Annotated in this window: 14 protein-coding genes; 9 read left to right on the top strand and 5 right to left on the bottom strand. The window is 49.2% G+C overall.

Annotated elements, in window-relative coordinates:
* Positions 1 to 504: 504 nt before the first annotated feature.
* Positions 505 to 3,138 carry a phosphoenolpyruvate carboxylase gene (gene ppc / locus KDK16_RS06425; protein WP_257275229.1) on the bottom strand — a complete coding sequence of 878 codons (2,634 nt, stop codon included), beginning with the start codon at positions 3,136 to 3,138 and terminating at the stop codon, positions 505 to 507.
* Positions 3,139 to 3,542: 404 nt separating this feature from the next.
* Between ppc and KDK16_RS06420 the strand changes: the two genes are divergently transcribed.
* The 4 genes from KDK16_RS06420 (at position 3,543) to KDK16_RS06405 (ending at position 6,736) form a co-directional block, all read left to right on the top strand.
* A complete protein-coding gene (locus tag KDK16_RS06420) occupies positions 3,543 to 3,839 on the top strand; it encodes a YfcZ/YiiS family protein (RefSeq protein ID WP_257275228.1) in 297 nt (98 codons plus the stop codon).
* A gap of 6 nt (positions 3,840 to 3,845) precedes the next feature.
* Positions 3,846 to 4,466, top strand: coding sequence for an alpha-ketoglutarate-dependent dioxygenase AlkB (locus KDK16_RS06415; RefSeq protein WP_257275227.1), 621 nt, complete (start codon positions 3,846 to 3,848; stop codon positions 4,464 to 4,466).
* Positions 4,438 to 5,049, top strand: coding sequence for a tRNA-uridine aminocarboxypropyltransferase (locus KDK16_RS06410; RefSeq protein WP_257275226.1), 612 nt, complete (start codon positions 4,438 to 4,440; stop codon positions 5,047 to 5,049). The genes KDK16_RS06415 and KDK16_RS06410 overlap by 29 nt, the downstream gene beginning before the upstream one ends.
* A gap of 229 nt (positions 5,050 to 5,278) precedes the next feature.
* Positions 5,279 to 6,736 carry a glycosyltransferase family 39 protein gene (locus KDK16_RS06405; RefSeq protein WP_257275225.1) on the top strand — a complete coding sequence of 486 codons (1,458 nt, stop codon included), beginning with the start codon at positions 5,279 to 5,281 and terminating at the stop codon, positions 6,734 to 6,736.
* A gap of 21 nt (positions 6,737 to 6,757) precedes the next feature.
* Here the strand turns inward: KDK16_RS06405 and KDK16_RS06400 are convergent, their stop codons facing one another.
* Entirely contained in the window at positions 6,758 to 7,300 is a 543-nt protein-coding gene (locus tag KDK16_RS06400; RefSeq protein ID WP_257275224.1) for a thioredoxin family protein, read from the bottom strand.
* Between KDK16_RS06400 and KDK16_RS13530 the strand changes: the two genes are divergently transcribed.
* Positions 7,228 to 8,007, top strand: a complete 780-nt coding sequence (locus KDK16_RS13530; RefSeq protein ID WP_373690938.1) for a TetR/AcrR family transcriptional regulator — start codon at positions 7,228 to 7,230, stop codon at positions 8,005 to 8,007. The genes KDK16_RS06400 and KDK16_RS13530 overlap by 73 nt on opposite strands.
* A 251-nt stretch (positions 8,008 to 8,258) precedes the next feature.
* On the opposite strand, the gene KDK16_RS06390 is transcribed toward KDK16_RS13530, so the two are convergent.
* Both KDK16_RS06390 and KDK16_RS06385 read right to left on the bottom strand, forming a co-directional pair.
* The gene (locus tag KDK16_RS06390) at positions 8,259 to 10,970 is read right to left on the bottom strand and encodes an AAA family ATPase (protein WP_257275222.1); all 2,712 of its coding nucleotides are present in this window, start codon (positions 10,968 to 10,970) and stop codon (positions 8,259 to 8,261) included.
* A gap of 37 nt (positions 10,971 to 11,007) precedes the next feature.
* Positions 11,008 to 11,778, bottom strand: coding sequence for a hypothetical protein (locus KDK16_RS06385; RefSeq protein ID WP_257275221.1), 771 nt, complete (start codon positions 11,776 to 11,778; stop codon positions 11,008 to 11,010).
* 466 nt (positions 11,779 to 12,244) lie between these two features.
* Between KDK16_RS06385 and KDK16_RS06380 the strand changes: the two genes are divergently transcribed.
* A complete protein-coding gene (locus KDK16_RS06380) occupies positions 12,245 to 13,243 on the top strand; it encodes a nucleoid-associated protein (protein ID WP_257275220.1) in 999 nt (332 codons plus the stop codon).
* Positions 13,244 to 13,420: 177 nt separating this feature from the next.
* Entirely contained in the window at positions 13,421 to 14,212 is a 792-nt protein-coding gene (locus KDK16_RS06375) for a hypothetical protein (protein WP_257275219.1), read from the top strand.
* Here KDK16_RS06375 and KDK16_RS06370 read toward each other — a convergent pair.
* On the bottom strand, positions 14,178 to 14,870 hold the full coding sequence (locus KDK16_RS06370; RefSeq protein WP_257275218.1) for an rRNA adenine N-6-methyltransferase family protein: 693 nt from the start codon (positions 14,868 to 14,870) through the stop codon (positions 14,178 to 14,180). The genes KDK16_RS06375 and KDK16_RS06370 overlap by 35 nt on opposite strands.
* A gap of 193 nt (positions 14,871 to 15,063) precedes the next feature.
* Between KDK16_RS06370 and KDK16_RS06365 the strand changes: the two genes are divergently transcribed.
* A complete protein-coding gene (locus tag KDK16_RS06365; RefSeq protein ID WP_257275217.1) occupies positions 15,064 to 15,249 on the top strand; it encodes a DUF3094 domain-containing protein in 186 nt (61 codons plus the stop codon).
* A gap of 130 nt (positions 15,250 to 15,379) precedes the next feature.
* On the top strand, positions 15,380 to 16,027 hold a 648-nt coding region (locus KDK16_RS06360), incomplete at its 3' end, for an FAD-dependent oxidoreductase (RefSeq protein WP_257275216.1).

Genomic DNA, 16,027 nt, shown 5'->3' with positions numbered 1-16,027 from the left:
ATCCTATATCATGCACCATGGTAATAAAACCTTAAAATTTCACCTCACACCATTGTACGACAGCTCACCGGAGGCTGACCGAGTATAGACAGTCATTCGCAGAAAGCACTCCCGGGGTCTTGGATGCTTGCTGCAGGGTGAGAGAGATTTCAGGAACCCAATTGACGGTTGTGTCTCAAATATACGAACCTAAACTGCAGTAGAACAGATACACGGGTCGTGTGTGGATAAAAACGCAGTAGTCATTACGCAGGTTGATCCTGAACTGCAGACTCTGACCAACATGTCAGCAAAAAAGCCCCGAATAAAGAGCGGTCGTCCTTCATCATAGACTTTGCGTGCAGTAAAGAGACTGAAGTTTTTTTGATCAGAGAGCTTTTCCTATGAATGAGGCACAGGCTCTTGCGTTTGATAAAACTGCCGAATCACCTGTTCCGAAGGATAGCAGGCTCAGACAACTCCTGTTAGAGCCTGCTCCGTGAGGAATAATGGTTTCCGGTTCAATTAACCGGTGTTACGCATACCTGCAGCAATACCTGCAACGGTGATCATCAAAGCCTGCTCAAGGTTTTCACAAACCTCCCCTTCCTCTGTATGTCTTACCCGGTAGAGTAACTCTGCCTGAAGAACGTTCAGAGGGTCAGTATAAGGATTACGTAAAGCGATGGCCTGTTTGTTCTGAGGATGGTTAGACATCAACTCTTCACCGCCTTTGAGCTCCAGCAGTGCCTGAACTGCAGTTTCCAGTTGCTCTCGCAGGCTTTCTCCCAAATGCTGTAGCTCGGCGGGTACCAGACGCTCCTCGTAGTATTCAGCCAGATTAGAATCGGTCTTCATAAAGACCATCTCCAGCATTTCCAGTCGTGCCTTGAAGAACGGCCACTGACTGATCATCTCTTCCAGAGTGTCTCTCTGACCATTTTCAAGGGCATTTTTCAGGGCAGCACCACATCCAAGCCAGGTGGGCAGCATGAGACGAATCTGGGTCCAGGCGAATATCCATGGAATCGCCCGCAAACTTTCCACGCCACCATTAGGCTTGCGCTTTGCAGGTCTGGAGCCCAGCGGAAGCTTGGCCAGTTCCTGTTCTGGCGTCACAGCACGAAAGTAGGGAACAAAATCAGGCTCATCCCGAACCATGCCCCGGTAAATTTGCAGGGAATCCCTGGCCAGCTGATCCATCATATCTCGCCAGCTTTGTTTTGGTTCTGGTGGCGGCAACAGGCTTGCTTCGAGGGTAGCGCTGGCATAAAGCATCAGACTATTAATGGCGACGTCAGGGAAACCAAACTTGAAACGGATCATCTCTCCTTGTTCAGTGACCCGCAGATTATTGTTCACAGAGCCCGGTGGCTGGGAAAGAATCGCCGCATGGGCAGGGCCACCGCCGCGACCGATGGTGCCGCCACGACCGTGAAACAACGTCAGCTCAACATTATTTTCACGACAAACTTCCGTCACCTCTTCCATAGCCCGATACTGAGCCCAGGCTGCAGCCATCCAGCCAGCATCTTTGGCAGAGTCGGAATAACCGATCATGACCATCTGCCCCCCATGACAATAGCCACGATACCAGGGCAATGACAGCAGAGAGCTAATGCACTCACTGGCACCATCCAGAGCATCCAGTGTTTCAAACAGGGGAGCAATCGGCATCGCAAAGTCAACGCCACACTCCTTCAGCAATAGTGCTACAGACAATACATCGGACGGCTTGTAGGCCATGGAAATGACGTAGGCCCCCAATGCCTGCTGACCTTCTCTGGCAATAGCACGACAGGTGGCAATGACTTCAGCGACCTCTTCGGAAGGCTCCCATTCTACCGGAATCATGGGCCTGGGATTCTGAAGCTCTTTTAGCAGAAAGGTCTGCTTTTCCTGCTCGTCCCAGCTCTGGTAATCTCCAATCCCGAGAGCCCTGGTTAACTCACTGACCGTCCGGGTATGCCTGCTCGCCTCCTGACGAATATCCAGACGTATCAGGGTGAGACCAAAGCTGTGAGCACGACGAATCATGTCCAACAGCGGACCATCGGCGATGACCCCAAGACCCACTTTATGCAACGAGTGATAGCAGAGCTCCAGAGGCTCAACAAGATCTTTATGCTCAAGAAGCACTTCAGAAGAACGGGGTTTATCGGCCAGTGAATATTCACACCAGCTTCGGGCCTCTCTGAGACGTTCCCTGAGTTGCCTGAGAATCACCCGGTAGGGCTCTCGACATTCCCCCAGTTTCTGCTTCATTTCTTCACTGCACTCTGTCATGGAGAGTTCTCCAATAAGAGGCTTCAGATCCCTGAGGTACAAATCCGCAGCCATCCAGCGGCTCAACAAGAGCACTTCCTGAGTCACCTCAGCGGTGACGAATGGATTCCCATCCCGATCCCCTCCCATCCAGGAAGAAAAACGCACCGGCACAGCATCCAGTGGCAGACCTATGTCCGTGTGTTCCCTGAGCCGCTCGTCTATGGCACGAACAAAATCAGGAACCGCATTCCACAGAGAGTGCTCGATGGTAGCAAACCCACCCTTGGCCTCATCAACAGGCGATGGCCGCTTCATCCTGAACTCGTAAGTGTGCCAGGCCTGAGCAATCAACTGACGAAGCCGGTCTTCATGGCGGGCCCGTTCCCTGAAGCTCAAACGGCTGCTTTCCAGCTTGCTAAGGCACTCAAAAATTGATTCATGTTTCTGGATCAGGGTTCTGCGGGAAACTTCGGTGGGGTGAGCGGTCAACACCAGCTCCATATCCAGACTGGCAACACTGTCAGCGATCTGCTCTTGACTGAAACCCTGATTTCTCAGCCTGGCCATCAGCTCATCGAAGTGATCCGGGACACAGAACGTTTCGCCATGGCTGACGGCAATGCTGTCATATTGCTCGGCCAGATTAGCCAAATTGAGAAAATGACTAAACGCTCGTGTGACGGGCACCAGATCGTCATCGGAAAGGTTTTTCAATTGATCCAGCAAAACATCCCTATCATCCTCACTGCCTGCTCTTGCAGCCTTGGAAAGCTGACGAATACTTTCAATACGATTGAAAAAATCCTCGCCATGATGCTCTTTAATCGTTTGACCCAACAGTGTTCCCAGCAGGTTCACGTTGCGACGCAAATTCGCCTTGCTGTCTGTCATAGATTTAACTTCCCGGGGTTTTACCGTGAAATTTCTTTCACTCTGGCACTTTGTTCATGGCTTAAAGGCACGCTCACCTTAATTCTGATGGAGGGAATACCAGCAACTTTTTGAACGAAAGCACCGTTTATCCCTCATTTTGATGACGTACAACTTCGAGAATCACTGAGCCTATACCATAAAAACCGAATAAAAAAGCTTTCACAAACACTCACTAAGACAAACAAACAAATACAGGACACAAAAAACAGGGACATATCCGATTAAAGAAGGATTTTGGAGATACAATCAACCTCGCAAGCCCAAGAGGGTTTTCGCAGAATCTGACGTATCCCCATAGATCTTGTAATATGTTAATTTGATGATTAATGAAGCAAGATTTCTCGCTGTTACGAGGTATCGACATGAACGAAAAAGACCCCTTTGAGTGCACCACCTGCAATACTGTAGAGGTTGGTACCCTGATCCGCGACGATGATACTTGGGTTACCCTGGAGATTCGTGGCGACAAGGCAATTTCAGCCCGGGACAAGTTCAGGAAAATTGAACAGCGAGCTCTGTCAGTAGGATCAGGCAACTGCAAGGTGCAGTCGGAAACCAGTCAGGAAAACGGCATCACCGTCATCAAGGCGATGCTGGACTTTGACTGCACGGCAGAAAAGCTAATCTTTCAAATGTCCCTGCATAACAGCTCCCAATAAAACGAATTGCATTCAATCAACATTTATGCCCCTGACGCCGAGCTGTCTTTCTGGCCAGAAGTGATCACACCAAAAGACTGTGAATTTTACTACCAGCAGCTTCTATCCGGGACCCGGTGGCGTCAGGATAAGATCACGCTTTTTGGAAAAGCATTCGATTTACCCCGTTTACAGGCATGGTATGGCGATAAAGGCATGACCTATAGCTACTCTGGCCTGACGCTGGTTCCAGAGCCATGGACACCAGTACTACTGGCAATCAAAGAAGTGGTCGAGCAAGCCTGTCGCTCATCATTCAACACAGTGCTGCTCAATCTGTATCGTGATGGTAATGACAGTAATGGCTGGCATTCCGACGATGAAGCGGAGCTGGGCGAACACCCCGTTATTGCATCAATGAGCCTGGGTCAGGAAAGACGCTTTCGACTGAAACACAAAGAGGGCAAGTCCAGAGGTATAAGTCCTTTGTCGATAAATTTATCTCCTGGCTCACTGCTGGTGATGTCAGGCTCAACCCAGCGCTACTGGCAGCATTGTATTCCCAAAACATCCGGAACCGTTTTGCCCCGTATTAATCTGACTTTCAGGAATGTCATGCATGGCCCGAGCCCAGTGCCAGCGCTGTGAGCGTCCTTTGCAATTCTGCATCTGCCAGGATCTACAGCTTGAGCAGGCCTGCTGTGAACTATTGATCCTGCAGCATCCTGATGAGGTCAAACATCCGCTGAATACCGCCCGGATTCTCAAACTGGGCATTAAGAACTGCAAGATTCTCGTGGGTGAGGACTTCAATGAAAACCCACACCTCAAGATCCTTTTAGAAAACAAAAAAGGCTGTTTACTTTTTCCGGGCGACGGGGCTCTTCAATCGTCTGAATATCAGAAAATCCACGGCCTGCCTGATGTTTGCATTCTGCTGGATGGTACCTGGAGAAAAGCCAGAAAGATACTTCACCTCAATCCCCAGCTTCAATCTCTACCGTGGATATCCCTGTCAGAAAACCTGGAATCCAGCTACCGAATCCGCAAAGCACCCCATCAGTCAGCTCTGTCCACTGTCGAAGCCGCGGTATGCCTTATGCGAGTTTTTTCAGGAGACCCGGGGGTTCACCAAAACTGTCTGGACAGCTTCCGGACAATGATTGACCGGCAGATCGAAGCCATGGGGCGAGATGTCTACGAAAAAAATTATAGAAACCGATCAAAATGAACTACTTTCAATAAGCATTGTGATCACTTGAGTCACAATCAACGCCTCAGTCAGGTTACTCATTGGTTGCGCTTTCTTTTGCAGCAAACGAACAGCAGATAGTCAGAGATTTTTTCCACTGTATTTGTGCAATGAATGAATTGGCCGAAACAATAAAGAGTAAAGGAACAAAAGTCCTTTGTATCCTTGGACGTTTTCACGGTAATCAGACACAGAGTTCAGAATAATAATGACCGACGCCTCCCTAAAATCTTCTTCCCGCTGGTTCTGGGTGTCACTCCTGATACTGATTGCGGTTCTGATCCGGCTGCTCTCCCTCGGCCTGTACCCTCTGATGGACACCTCAGAAGCCCGCTACGGTGAGATCGTCAGGCTGATGGTAGAGACTAACGACTGGGTCATTCCGTATTTTGATTATGGTATCCCGTTTCTGGGTAAACCGCCGTTGTTTATCTGGCTTTCAGCCGTAAGCTTCAAGTTATTTGGCATCAATGAATTTGCCGCCCGCTCACCCTCCCTGATTTGTAGTTTGGGTATTCTGGCACTGGTCTGGAAGCTGGCCCACTTTCAAATGGGGAAACAACAGGCAAAAATTACAGTACTGTTCCTGATCACTTCTGCTACGTTTCTGGTTCTTTCGGGAGCTCTTCTGGCCGACCCGGTCATGACCCTGACGATCACTCTTATCCTCTGCAGCTTCTGGATGGGCTGGCACTATCAAGACAAATCTATGGCACTGCGGTGGCAGTATCTGTTTTTTGCGGGTTGCGGTCTGGCATTTTTGGCCAAGGGGCTCGCTGCTGTGGTTCTGGCGGGCGGTCCGATTTTCTTATGGTGCCTTCCAAAAGCTCGATTGATAACGCTGTGGCACACATTCCCCTGGATCAAAGGCACTGTTCTGGCGGCCGCCATTGCCCTTCCCTGGTATATTAGTGCAGAGATACGCAACCCCGGCCTTCTGGAGTACATGTTTATTGGCGAACATTTTTCCCGCTATCTGGATTCCGGCTGGCAGGGTGATGAATACGGCAATGCCCATGTTCATATGCTGGGGGCCATCTGGGGTTACTTGCTGGCAGGAGGCTTTCCCTGGACATTCGTGTTACTGGGAGTCGTCATTACCCAACTCTGGAAATTCTGGCAAACGAAGCCCACCCTCCAGTTGCAGGAATGGGATTACTTCCTGCTCTGCTGGCTGCTCTTTCTGCCTCTTTTTTTCACCTTCACCGCCAATCTGATCTGGACTTACACGCTGCCTGTGATGCCTGCTCTGGCACTGATTATTGCAAGACTGTTTGGGGAGCGTTGGCCTAGCCATTCCGGGAAGCTTATTGCCCTGGCGACCCTGACACCTCTGTTGATGATTATCACTACCATTGTCATGATGAACGACGGTGGTAAAAAATCTCAAAAGTACCTGGTCGCCGGCATGATGACTCACCCGGCTGAGCAGCCCGGTCATCTTATTTACTTCATGAAACGCCCCTTCTCGGCTCGCTTTTATTCCCAGGGCCAGGCCCTCTTAGCCTTTGATGAAGAGGAGATCCTCGATCAATTACACAAGAATCGCAGAGACTTTCTGGCCACTCGTGACGGCAACATTAATATGCTGTCGGACCCACTGAGAGAACGCTTCGAAAAAGTGTCCGAATACAGAAACTGGACCCTCTGGGTTGAGAAAGAATAATGCCTTCTGAAAAGTGCACAACTACTTCCATTTGATATTGCAGCCAACACTGGGACTTTGATTCTCTGATACACGCTCTCCCGCCAGCACAGCGTCCATAGCGGACCTCAAATCCCTCCCGGTCACAGGCTTGTCATTACCGGGACGCGAGGCATCAAACTGACCTCGATAGACACACTTCAATTCGACATCGAAGAGAAAAAAATCAGGCGTACAGGCTGCATCATAAGCTTTCGCCACTGACTGACTTTCATCATAGAGATAGGGGAACGGGTAAGATTTTAATGCCATATTTTCAGGAGCATCATCAGGATAGCTTTCAGCATCGTTAGCACTGATAGCCACTATGCCAAGATCTCGATCGGCATAATCCTTGCCCAACTGCACCAGTGCATCTTCAATGTGAATCACATAGGGACAGTGGTTACAGATAAACATCACCAAAACGCCTTTCTCTTTACTCACTTCCTGCAGTGAAACCGACTGCCCGGATGAAGGTTCAGGCAATTCAAAATCAGGGGCAGACGAGCCCAGTGCCACCATATTCGAAGGGGTCAGAGCCATTGGGGTATTCTCCAGCTTGTATCCCACAATGCATGCTAATCCGTTGTGGGAGAGTTGTCGGGAACAGAAAGTTACTGCTACATTGGAAGTTCCCAAGTCAATTATTTTCATTTATGGGTAGGCACACCTCTTTTAATAAAGACAAGGCGCTGAATAACGCACTCGCTCTCTTTTGGTCCCGAGGATTCTCGGCGTCTTCTCTAAGACAGTTAGAAGAAGCCACCGATCTGCACCCGGGTAGCCTTTATCATCATTTCAAAAACAAAGAAGGCTTATACCTGCACGTCTTACGGTATTACATTGAACACTACCTACAGTTGAGAATCCAAAAGTATCTTGGTTCGGGCCCTCCGCTAGAAGGTTTACGCCGATTTCTGACAGCTGGCTATCGACATCCCCAAGACATGCAGTACCAGAACTGCTGCTTTCTAGCCTGCACCAGCACAGAACTTCACCTGTTGCCAGATGAGGCCACAGAGCTGGTCAGACAGGCTGTCAATACGATTCAGCAAGCATTATTGACCCAGGTACTCAAGGGAACGGAAAAGAACCTCATCGCCCCCAGTTTGAGCAGCATGGATGCTGCCAGGGAACTCACCAGTTTCTTTCTCGGCCTTCAGTTAATGGCCAGAATCAGTCCCAATCAGCATCAATTAGATCTACTGGTCAAGCAAAGCCTTGGGCATATTCTGAACCCTAAAACATGATCGGGAAGGAAGATACCATGAAAAGGTTTGTCTGCAATATGTCCAAGGACTTATGCCCGGTTAAACGTACCAGAGCTCCAGTCCCCCTTATTCTGGTGCAAGTTGGTGCAAACTTTCTCAGACGGATCGCTGAATAACCCCAACAGAAGATGACGACTGGCAATAGAACAACGCAAGAGCGAGAGCAGCGAACACTTCAACCAGAAAAAGCACCTGAAGCACCAAGCTTCAGGTGCTTTTGCTATGAAAGTTTAATCATACAAGTCGTCATCTTCAGGCTCTTCAAAGAGGCTTACTGCTCCAGATGGCGCTGATGCAGGGGGGGTATCCTGAAAACGGAATGGGGTCCCGGTTTGGCTTGACCGCAAGTGAAACGTTTCATAACGGTGAATATCTGATTCCCCAACGCTGCGCCTCGCCGTGCTCATGGCGTGCTCAAAATGGCTGCGCGTCAACATGTAACTATCAAGAGATTCTTCAACATCCATTGCCTCACCCTGAGCTTCCTGCAGGTTACGCGTTCTGCCAATGTACTCCCTGACTGCCTGTTGTATTGCTGTCTGGCAGATTTCGTTAATATCAGCTCCAGAGAAACCTTTGGTTTTAGCAGCTAGCTGCCTTAAATCAACATTATCCTCTACCGGTGTATTACGCAGGACAGCTTCGAAGATATGCAATCGGCCTGCAAGATCTGGCAGTGGAATGTAGATGTGCTTGTCGAAACGACCCGGTCTCATAAGAGCTCTGTCAAGAATGTCTGGTCGATTGGTGGCGGCGATGATGTAAATGTTATTCCGTTCAGCTATACCATCAATTTCGATTAACAGCTGATTCAGGACGCGATCGCTTGCGCCACCAGCGTCACCCATTGATGCCCCTCTGGAGGACGCTAAAGAATCAATTTCATCAAAAAACAGGATGCACGGTGCTGCCTGTCTGGCTTTGTCAAAAAGCTCACGAACATTGTGCTCTGATTCACCAAACCACATAGTCAACAACTCTGGCCCTTTTATGGCAATGAAGTTAGCCTGGCAATCGTTGGCCAGGGCTTTGGCCAACTGTGTTTTGCCACAACCGGGGGGGCCATACAGAAGCACACCCCGTGACGGTTTCTGACCAAAATGCTTGAGCAGCTCGGGCCATTCAAGGGGATAGCGAACCATTTCCAGCAATGTCTTTTTGACATCCATCATGCCACCGATGTCTGCCCAGGTCACAGCGGGTATCTCGACAAAGGTTTCTCTGAGCGCTGATGGGTTGGAGGAACGGAGAGCCTGATCAAAATGGGCCTGAGTGATTTCCAGACTATCCAAAAATCTGGCATCAATATTCTGCTCATCATCCAGAGTAGTTATATCTATTTTTTCCCTTATACAGATCATGGCGGCATCACTAATAAGCTGTGCGATGTCAGCGCCGGTGAACCCATGGCAGGTTTTTGCGATCTTTTCCAAATCCACATCATCGGACAGTTTTTTGTCCCTGGTATGAACCTGAAGGATTTCCAGGCGACCGGTTTGGTCAGGAACGCCGATGTGGATTTCTTTATCAAACCGGCCAAATCGGCGCAGTGCCTGATCAATGGAATTAACCCTGTTGGTGGCTGCCAGAATCATAACCTGCCGTCTGGGCTGCAAACCATCCAACAAGGTAAGCAATTGGCCTACCACACGTCGCTCTACTTCACCCTGAGTTTTGTCACGCTTTGGGGCTATCGAGTCAATTTCATCGATAAAAATAATGGCAGGCCTGTTTTTTTCAGCTTCTTCGAAAGCCTTTCTCAGATTGGATTCTGACTCACCTGCCATTTTACTCATTATTTCCGGGCCATTAATGATAAAGAGGAAGGCACCGCTCTCGTTGGCAATAGCCCGGGCAATCATTGTTTTTCCATTTCCCGGTGGTCCACTCAGAAGTATTCCTCTTGGAGGACTCACATTCAGGGTATTGAAAAGTTGTGGGTAACGCAGAGGAAGCTCAACAATTTCGCGTATTGTTTGAATCTGTGGTCTAAGCCCACCAATATCATCATAACCAACTTCAGTGATTGAAAACTCATCTTCACGCTCGACGGCATGGCCCTCACAGAAAATTTGTGTGTCCGAGGCCACTATGCACCCACCTTCCGGATCTGTTTCCATCACCTGGAACTGAACGGTTCGAATTCCTGCAGTTATAGGAATGATGTCTTTTTTGGCAACGGGTCGATACGCATCACTAAAAAATGGTTTCAAAAACACCTCAAACAAGTTGCCGGTAATGCCTTCAAGGCTATCTTTTATCGGCAATATACTCACTCGTTTACCATAGGGAAGATTAGGAATGTGGGCGATTTTGACTATATCTCCCAGCCTCACTTTAAGGTTTTTCCGCATTGCACTGTGCATCCTGATCCTGCCAGATGGCTGATTCACATCCGATAAAACAATGGCTATAGACGTTTTTCGTAGTTTGCCGATTAGCTGGACGGTGTCTCCACGGAACAAGCTTGACTGATCCATATCACTCACTGAGATTGTGACTACGGAGTAATCATCATTGATAGCCTCATCAACAATAAAACGCGAGGAAGTTGCCTTACCTGCTTCGCCAGAGGTGGGTGCGGGCGAGGCGGAAAGCTCTTGTTCTGACACGCTCCCTTCGCCGGAGTCTCCCCCACCATCAGGCCGTTGACTGATGTTCTTGGGCAATTTTTTTGCTGGCGCCCCAGCTAAATGTTCAGGGGGGTCGGATGGGGGTTCCGGATCCCGTGGCATTTTCCGGATTCGCCAGTGCCATTGATGCCAACCACCTCCGGCAGGCACTCCGGGGCCGAAATACTCTGGATACAGGAATTCAAGCCACATCTGGAAATACAATGAGAGTAGCCGCCGGTATTCTTCCTCACTGATATAATGAACCTGCTTATTGTCATCCAGTCTATAAAAGACATTACCATGCTGATCAGTTGTTCTGGTGGCCACTATCTGTCTATTGGCCGCTTCCTGTGCTGGCTTCTTTTCACTCCAGGGGGGGGGGGTCTTCTAATAAAGGGAAAGGGGCAATAGTTTCTGACAGGTCCAGAATCCATTCATGTCCATCATCGAACCCCCAACTCAGACAGTGTTCGTCATCGCAACTCCGGGGAGTAAGATTGTTCGTCGTTTTAGTATTCGGTGTTATGACGCCCTTTGAGCCGGGAGGCCCGGGCAGGAAGACATCATTTGGTCTGGGAACAGGGTGGGCTGGCTCCCATTGTAAACTCGTGTCAGGGACTGATATAGGGACTGGCACAACTTCTTCAGTGGCTTTTGTCCGTACCTGTTCAGGGTAAAGTTCTGACTTGCCTTTGCCGGGTAAGCGCCAAGTCCATTGACCCGGGACTCCCTGGTCAGGGGCCAGTTGAATATTCAGTTCGTTTGGCAGGGGCAGGCAGCCTGGCTTGGAGGTGGGGAGGGGATCATCAGGCTCAATACAAAAGGACGGCTCAGGCCTGGTCTCCTGGCCGATGTCAGAATAGGGAAAACGATTAAAAGAGATGTGATAGGCAAGAGGGAGTAGAAGAATGGGCAACGGAATACTGGATGGGTTGTAAGTGCCCGGGGCGGAGCCGGAATAGCCCGTCGTCACAAACGTCCCGCTCTGTCCGGACAAGGTTACGACAGGCGTTAACAGAAACGAAATGCCTAGAAATAATCTCGGCAGGGAGCGCAATTTCATATCGACGCAGTTCAGATCAGTCTTGTCTGATCGCTGAGAGACAGTTAACAAAGACAGAATAAAATAGAACATAACCTGCCACTTATATCATCCTGTAAAGAGCCTCATTGGATGGCCTTTGCCATTTGTACCAGATCTGTATAGCACCGCACTGGCGAGCATGCCACGAAGAGAGATAGCGGTAATCAACTTTCTGCAAAAACCTTCAACCTTCATCACTGGCAAATTGCAGATATTGCCGCATTGGGTGTTAAACAAGTTCTGGTGCTTAGCAGCTCAGGTCAGGCTGGCTGAGTGGTTCAGATCAACACGCCAAAACCTGAGGACAACTCCCCGTTAAAATCAGCGCTGACAGTTTTACCATTAACAGGGTGAAAACGAAGGTTTTCTTGTGTATGTTTTGCCATAGCGGGTTCCGGTTTGTTTCGTCCCAGGCTTTTTTGGTCGACCTAATCCTATGAGGCGATTGGACGGAACCTGCCTGATTTATGAAACATTCGGGTTAGACGATCACCACTGCTTGCAAGACTATTAACTTATGGCCATTCAACAAATCATTGTACACCAGCTGAAACAATCCCCTGGCAGTGACTCCCTGATTGCTATTCCGGCAACTCACAGCCTGCCCCCCACCCCGGCTCTGGAGTCGATGCTGGACGACCTGCTGCAAACCTACAACAAGAAACAGGACAAACAGTATGGTCAGTTCAACCCGGACGCCGAAAGTCCTTTCCCCGGGGAACTGGGTGATTATCTGGTAGAAAAAATGGATTTTACGGCCCTGACCCGCAATACCCTGAACCAACTTCTGGAAAAGCTCGATCAAGCAGGTGCGCTGGGTGGAGGGTACCTTCTGTTTGCTGATTACCAGCAGGGTCTGACCCGATACTTCATGCTCTGCATGTTGACCAGCAACGTCAGCATCACCGTTACAGATGACCTTTCCATTCAAGATGTAGCCTACCTGGATACGACCAGAATGCCGTTGGCCTGCCGCATTAATATCACCGAGTGGCAGGGTAACGAAAACAGCGGCCGTTACCTCTCTTTTTTGCGCCCCCGTGGTGGCCGTCGCCTGAGCGATGTATTTCAGGAAGCTCTGGGCTGCAATGAAACCAGCAACAGCAAGGAAGAGGCTGACACGCTGGTCAGTGCTGTAAAGGAGTACGCCAGAGAAGCGCCTTCCCTGGAAAATCACCGGGAAGTCAGTCGACAGGTCTATGACTTCTGCCAGACCAAAATGGATGATGGCGATGCCCTGACTCTGGATGAGCTTACCGGTTACCTGAGTGAGGCCGGCTCTGATGATTTTGCCCGCTTCGTCAACACTCGTGACTATGATATGAACCAACCCATGGCTCCAGAGAAACGCACTCTGACCAAACTGGTTAAGTACACCGGTCGCAGAAAGGGTCTTAATATTGCTTTTGATGCCGAGCTGCTCGGTACTCAGGTAGTGTACAACAAAGACCTGAATCAGCTTGTCATCAAGGAAGTTCCAGCCAAACTCAAGGAACAACTGGAAGGCAACAACTGACGTTTGAGGCGAGCTATATTTGCATGCCCTCATGAGCTCTGATAGATCTGTTAAGCGGTCTTTATTAGGCCATTCACGATCTTGTTGATGGCTGCAAATGATCTGGGTTGTCACAATCAAGTGACAACCGGGACATCCGATACATAAGGGATGACTTCACTGTTTCCGGACCCCACCATGTCTAAAGCTCATTTACTGGCCGCACTGTTTTTTCTTCTCGCTTTTATGAACCAGACTGCCGCTTCAGAGCCGCCTGTCAAAAACAACCACTTGACTCCGGAACACCTTCTGAAGCAGGAGTTATTGCTGAACCAGTTGATCGTGAATATTCACCTGCTCCAGGTCGACTTTCTCAACAAGGAAGCCAGAGTGAAAATGCAGGACAATCTGTCTCTGCTCAACCAGAATATCCCTGCCTTGCCATGGCAATCCGGAGACGAGGAAACTGCAAAGTTGATCTCATCGACCCTGGCGCTGTGGCCTATCATTAGCCGACATGCCGCCTGGATGGCTGATTTACCCGCTCACTCTCGCCCCCCGGAAGCCTCTACACTGCTCTTGGCTCTGGCCAAGCTGGATAGAAAACTGCTGCTTCTGAGACAAAAAATTCTGACCCACAAACCAAACAGAGGTGAAAAGCTCGGCTTTCTAGAGCAGGCACTACTCATGGAACGCCTGTCACGTCAATACCTCAGCCTGACCTTATCTGAACTAAAAGAGGACAAAAGCGCTTCAGGTCGGCTTCAGTTGCAAACCCTGGCCGGGCATTTCGAACAGAAGCTGTCAAAACTCGGTGAACAGTATGGTGGCCATGCTCATGCTGCCAAACCGATCAGACAGGCTCAGGTGACCTGGAATTTCATCAAGGCGGGATTGGAGCAATTTCCGGAGAAACCGGTTCCTGAATTGATCGCTCGCTATGGCAGCACCATCGTCAGACGCCTGACTTCTGCACATAAGATGTTCTGACCTGCAAAAATACATCGGCTTCCCCCCACGGGAAACAAACAGGAAAGCGTTCACTTTGCTCAAAAATACCCGGTACAGGGCAATACTCCTGAAGAGGATAGCTGACAGAAATCACTCTGCTCCCGGGTTTAAGAGCCAACATTCTCAGCGTAAGGCAACGAATAGTGAGATCATCCAGATTGGATGCATAGAGATAAATGACCGTGGCAGCCGAAAGATCGACCTCCAGATAATCACCCTCGATAACGTTTAGTTTATCCAGCTTCATTCTTCGACTGACACGCTGCAGTCTCAGACAAAACGTGGGGACCTGCTCAATCGATGACACTCGAACGCCCGCAAAAGCAGCCATCCAGAGCGAAGTAAAACCGCTGCCTGCACCCAATTCAAAAACATGATCCTGAGACGTTATTCCAGACTTTTCACAAATATCATCCAGCACCGTTAAAGGCGTTTCACCGTAGAGATATAAGTCGTCTGACCTTTTTTTAATCAGGAAGCGCTTACTAACCTGAAAAGGGCTGTCCAGAAGATATCGGAGCTTCAACTCAAGAAAAGCTTTAAGGAATGTGCGCTGGGACGAGTAACGACAAAATACCTTGAACAATTCAACCCATTCGAAATATTGAACTCTTAACGCCAATAAAATCAGTTTCACTCGCAGCACCCATATTCTATGCCAATCAGAACTAGATTGATCAAGAGCTTGAACCTAGTCAACATGATCAAGCGACTAACCAGCACACATGTTCAGATTATTTTGGGTATTTCTCGGTCAAATTCAGGTTTCCTATTGGCACATTGAGTGCTTAGATAGCATACTCTAGGGAGCTGAGAATACGGAGTGGCAAATGGAAGAAACCCAGACCCGCCTGTGCCCTGAAGATCAGGCCAGGGTTGACCGCTTTATCACTACTGGAACCAATGCTAATGAGCGCAACCGTTTCAGACCTTTAAAGCTGATGTTCTGGCTGGCAGTAATCATTGTCATGCTAGGTATTCTCAGCCGCCTGATAGGCGTCTTTGTCTTGGGTTGAGCCCGTTTGAATAGCCGTAGGGTGTGTTTTTAATCAGTTTCCCCACTCTTTTGTAACCATAAAATCAAGAGGGGAGTTGGGCATTTTAGACTGATTCAAAACACTCCTTTATAAAAATAGAGAGAATAAAGTGACTGATCAGCTGCATAAAATTGTGATTGTTGGAGGAGGTGCCGGAGGGCTGGGATTAGCTACCAGACTGGGTAAGAAACTGGGCAAGAAGAAGAAAGCCCGGATTACTCTGGTGGATGTTCGAAAGACTCATTTCTGGAAACCTCTTTTGCATGAAGTGGCCGCCGGCTCCCTGAATGCCTTTGAAGATGAGCTGAGTTATCTGGCTCAGGCAAAATGGAATCATTTTCACTTTCTGCCCGGCAGAATGTGCGGTCTGGACCGGGATAATAAAACCATTACCCTCGCCCCCATTAACGACGATAACGGAGAAGAAGTCGTTCCCGAGCGTAGCCTGGAGTACGATGACCTGGTGATCTGTTTAGGCAGCACCGCAAATGACTTTAATACCCCGGGCGCAGTGGATCACTGCCTGTTTCTGGACAACCGGGAAGAAGCGGAAAGAGTACATACTACGCTTTTGAATCACTACCTTCATGCCCAGGCTTCCCGGGAAAAATCGCCTGAGCTAAACATCGCCATCATTGGTGCCGGAGCAACCGGGGTGGAACTGGCCGCAGAACTTCACCATGCGGCCATAGAACTCGCCCGATATGGCCTGGACGCTATCCAGCCCAATAAAGTAAAGATCACTGTCATAGAAGGC

The sequence above is a fragment of the Endozoicomonas sp. SESOKO4 genome (genome assembly GCF_024606275.1).
Note: the sequence above shows the minus strand (reverse complement) of the source record. Positions and strands in the feature narration are given on the sequence as shown.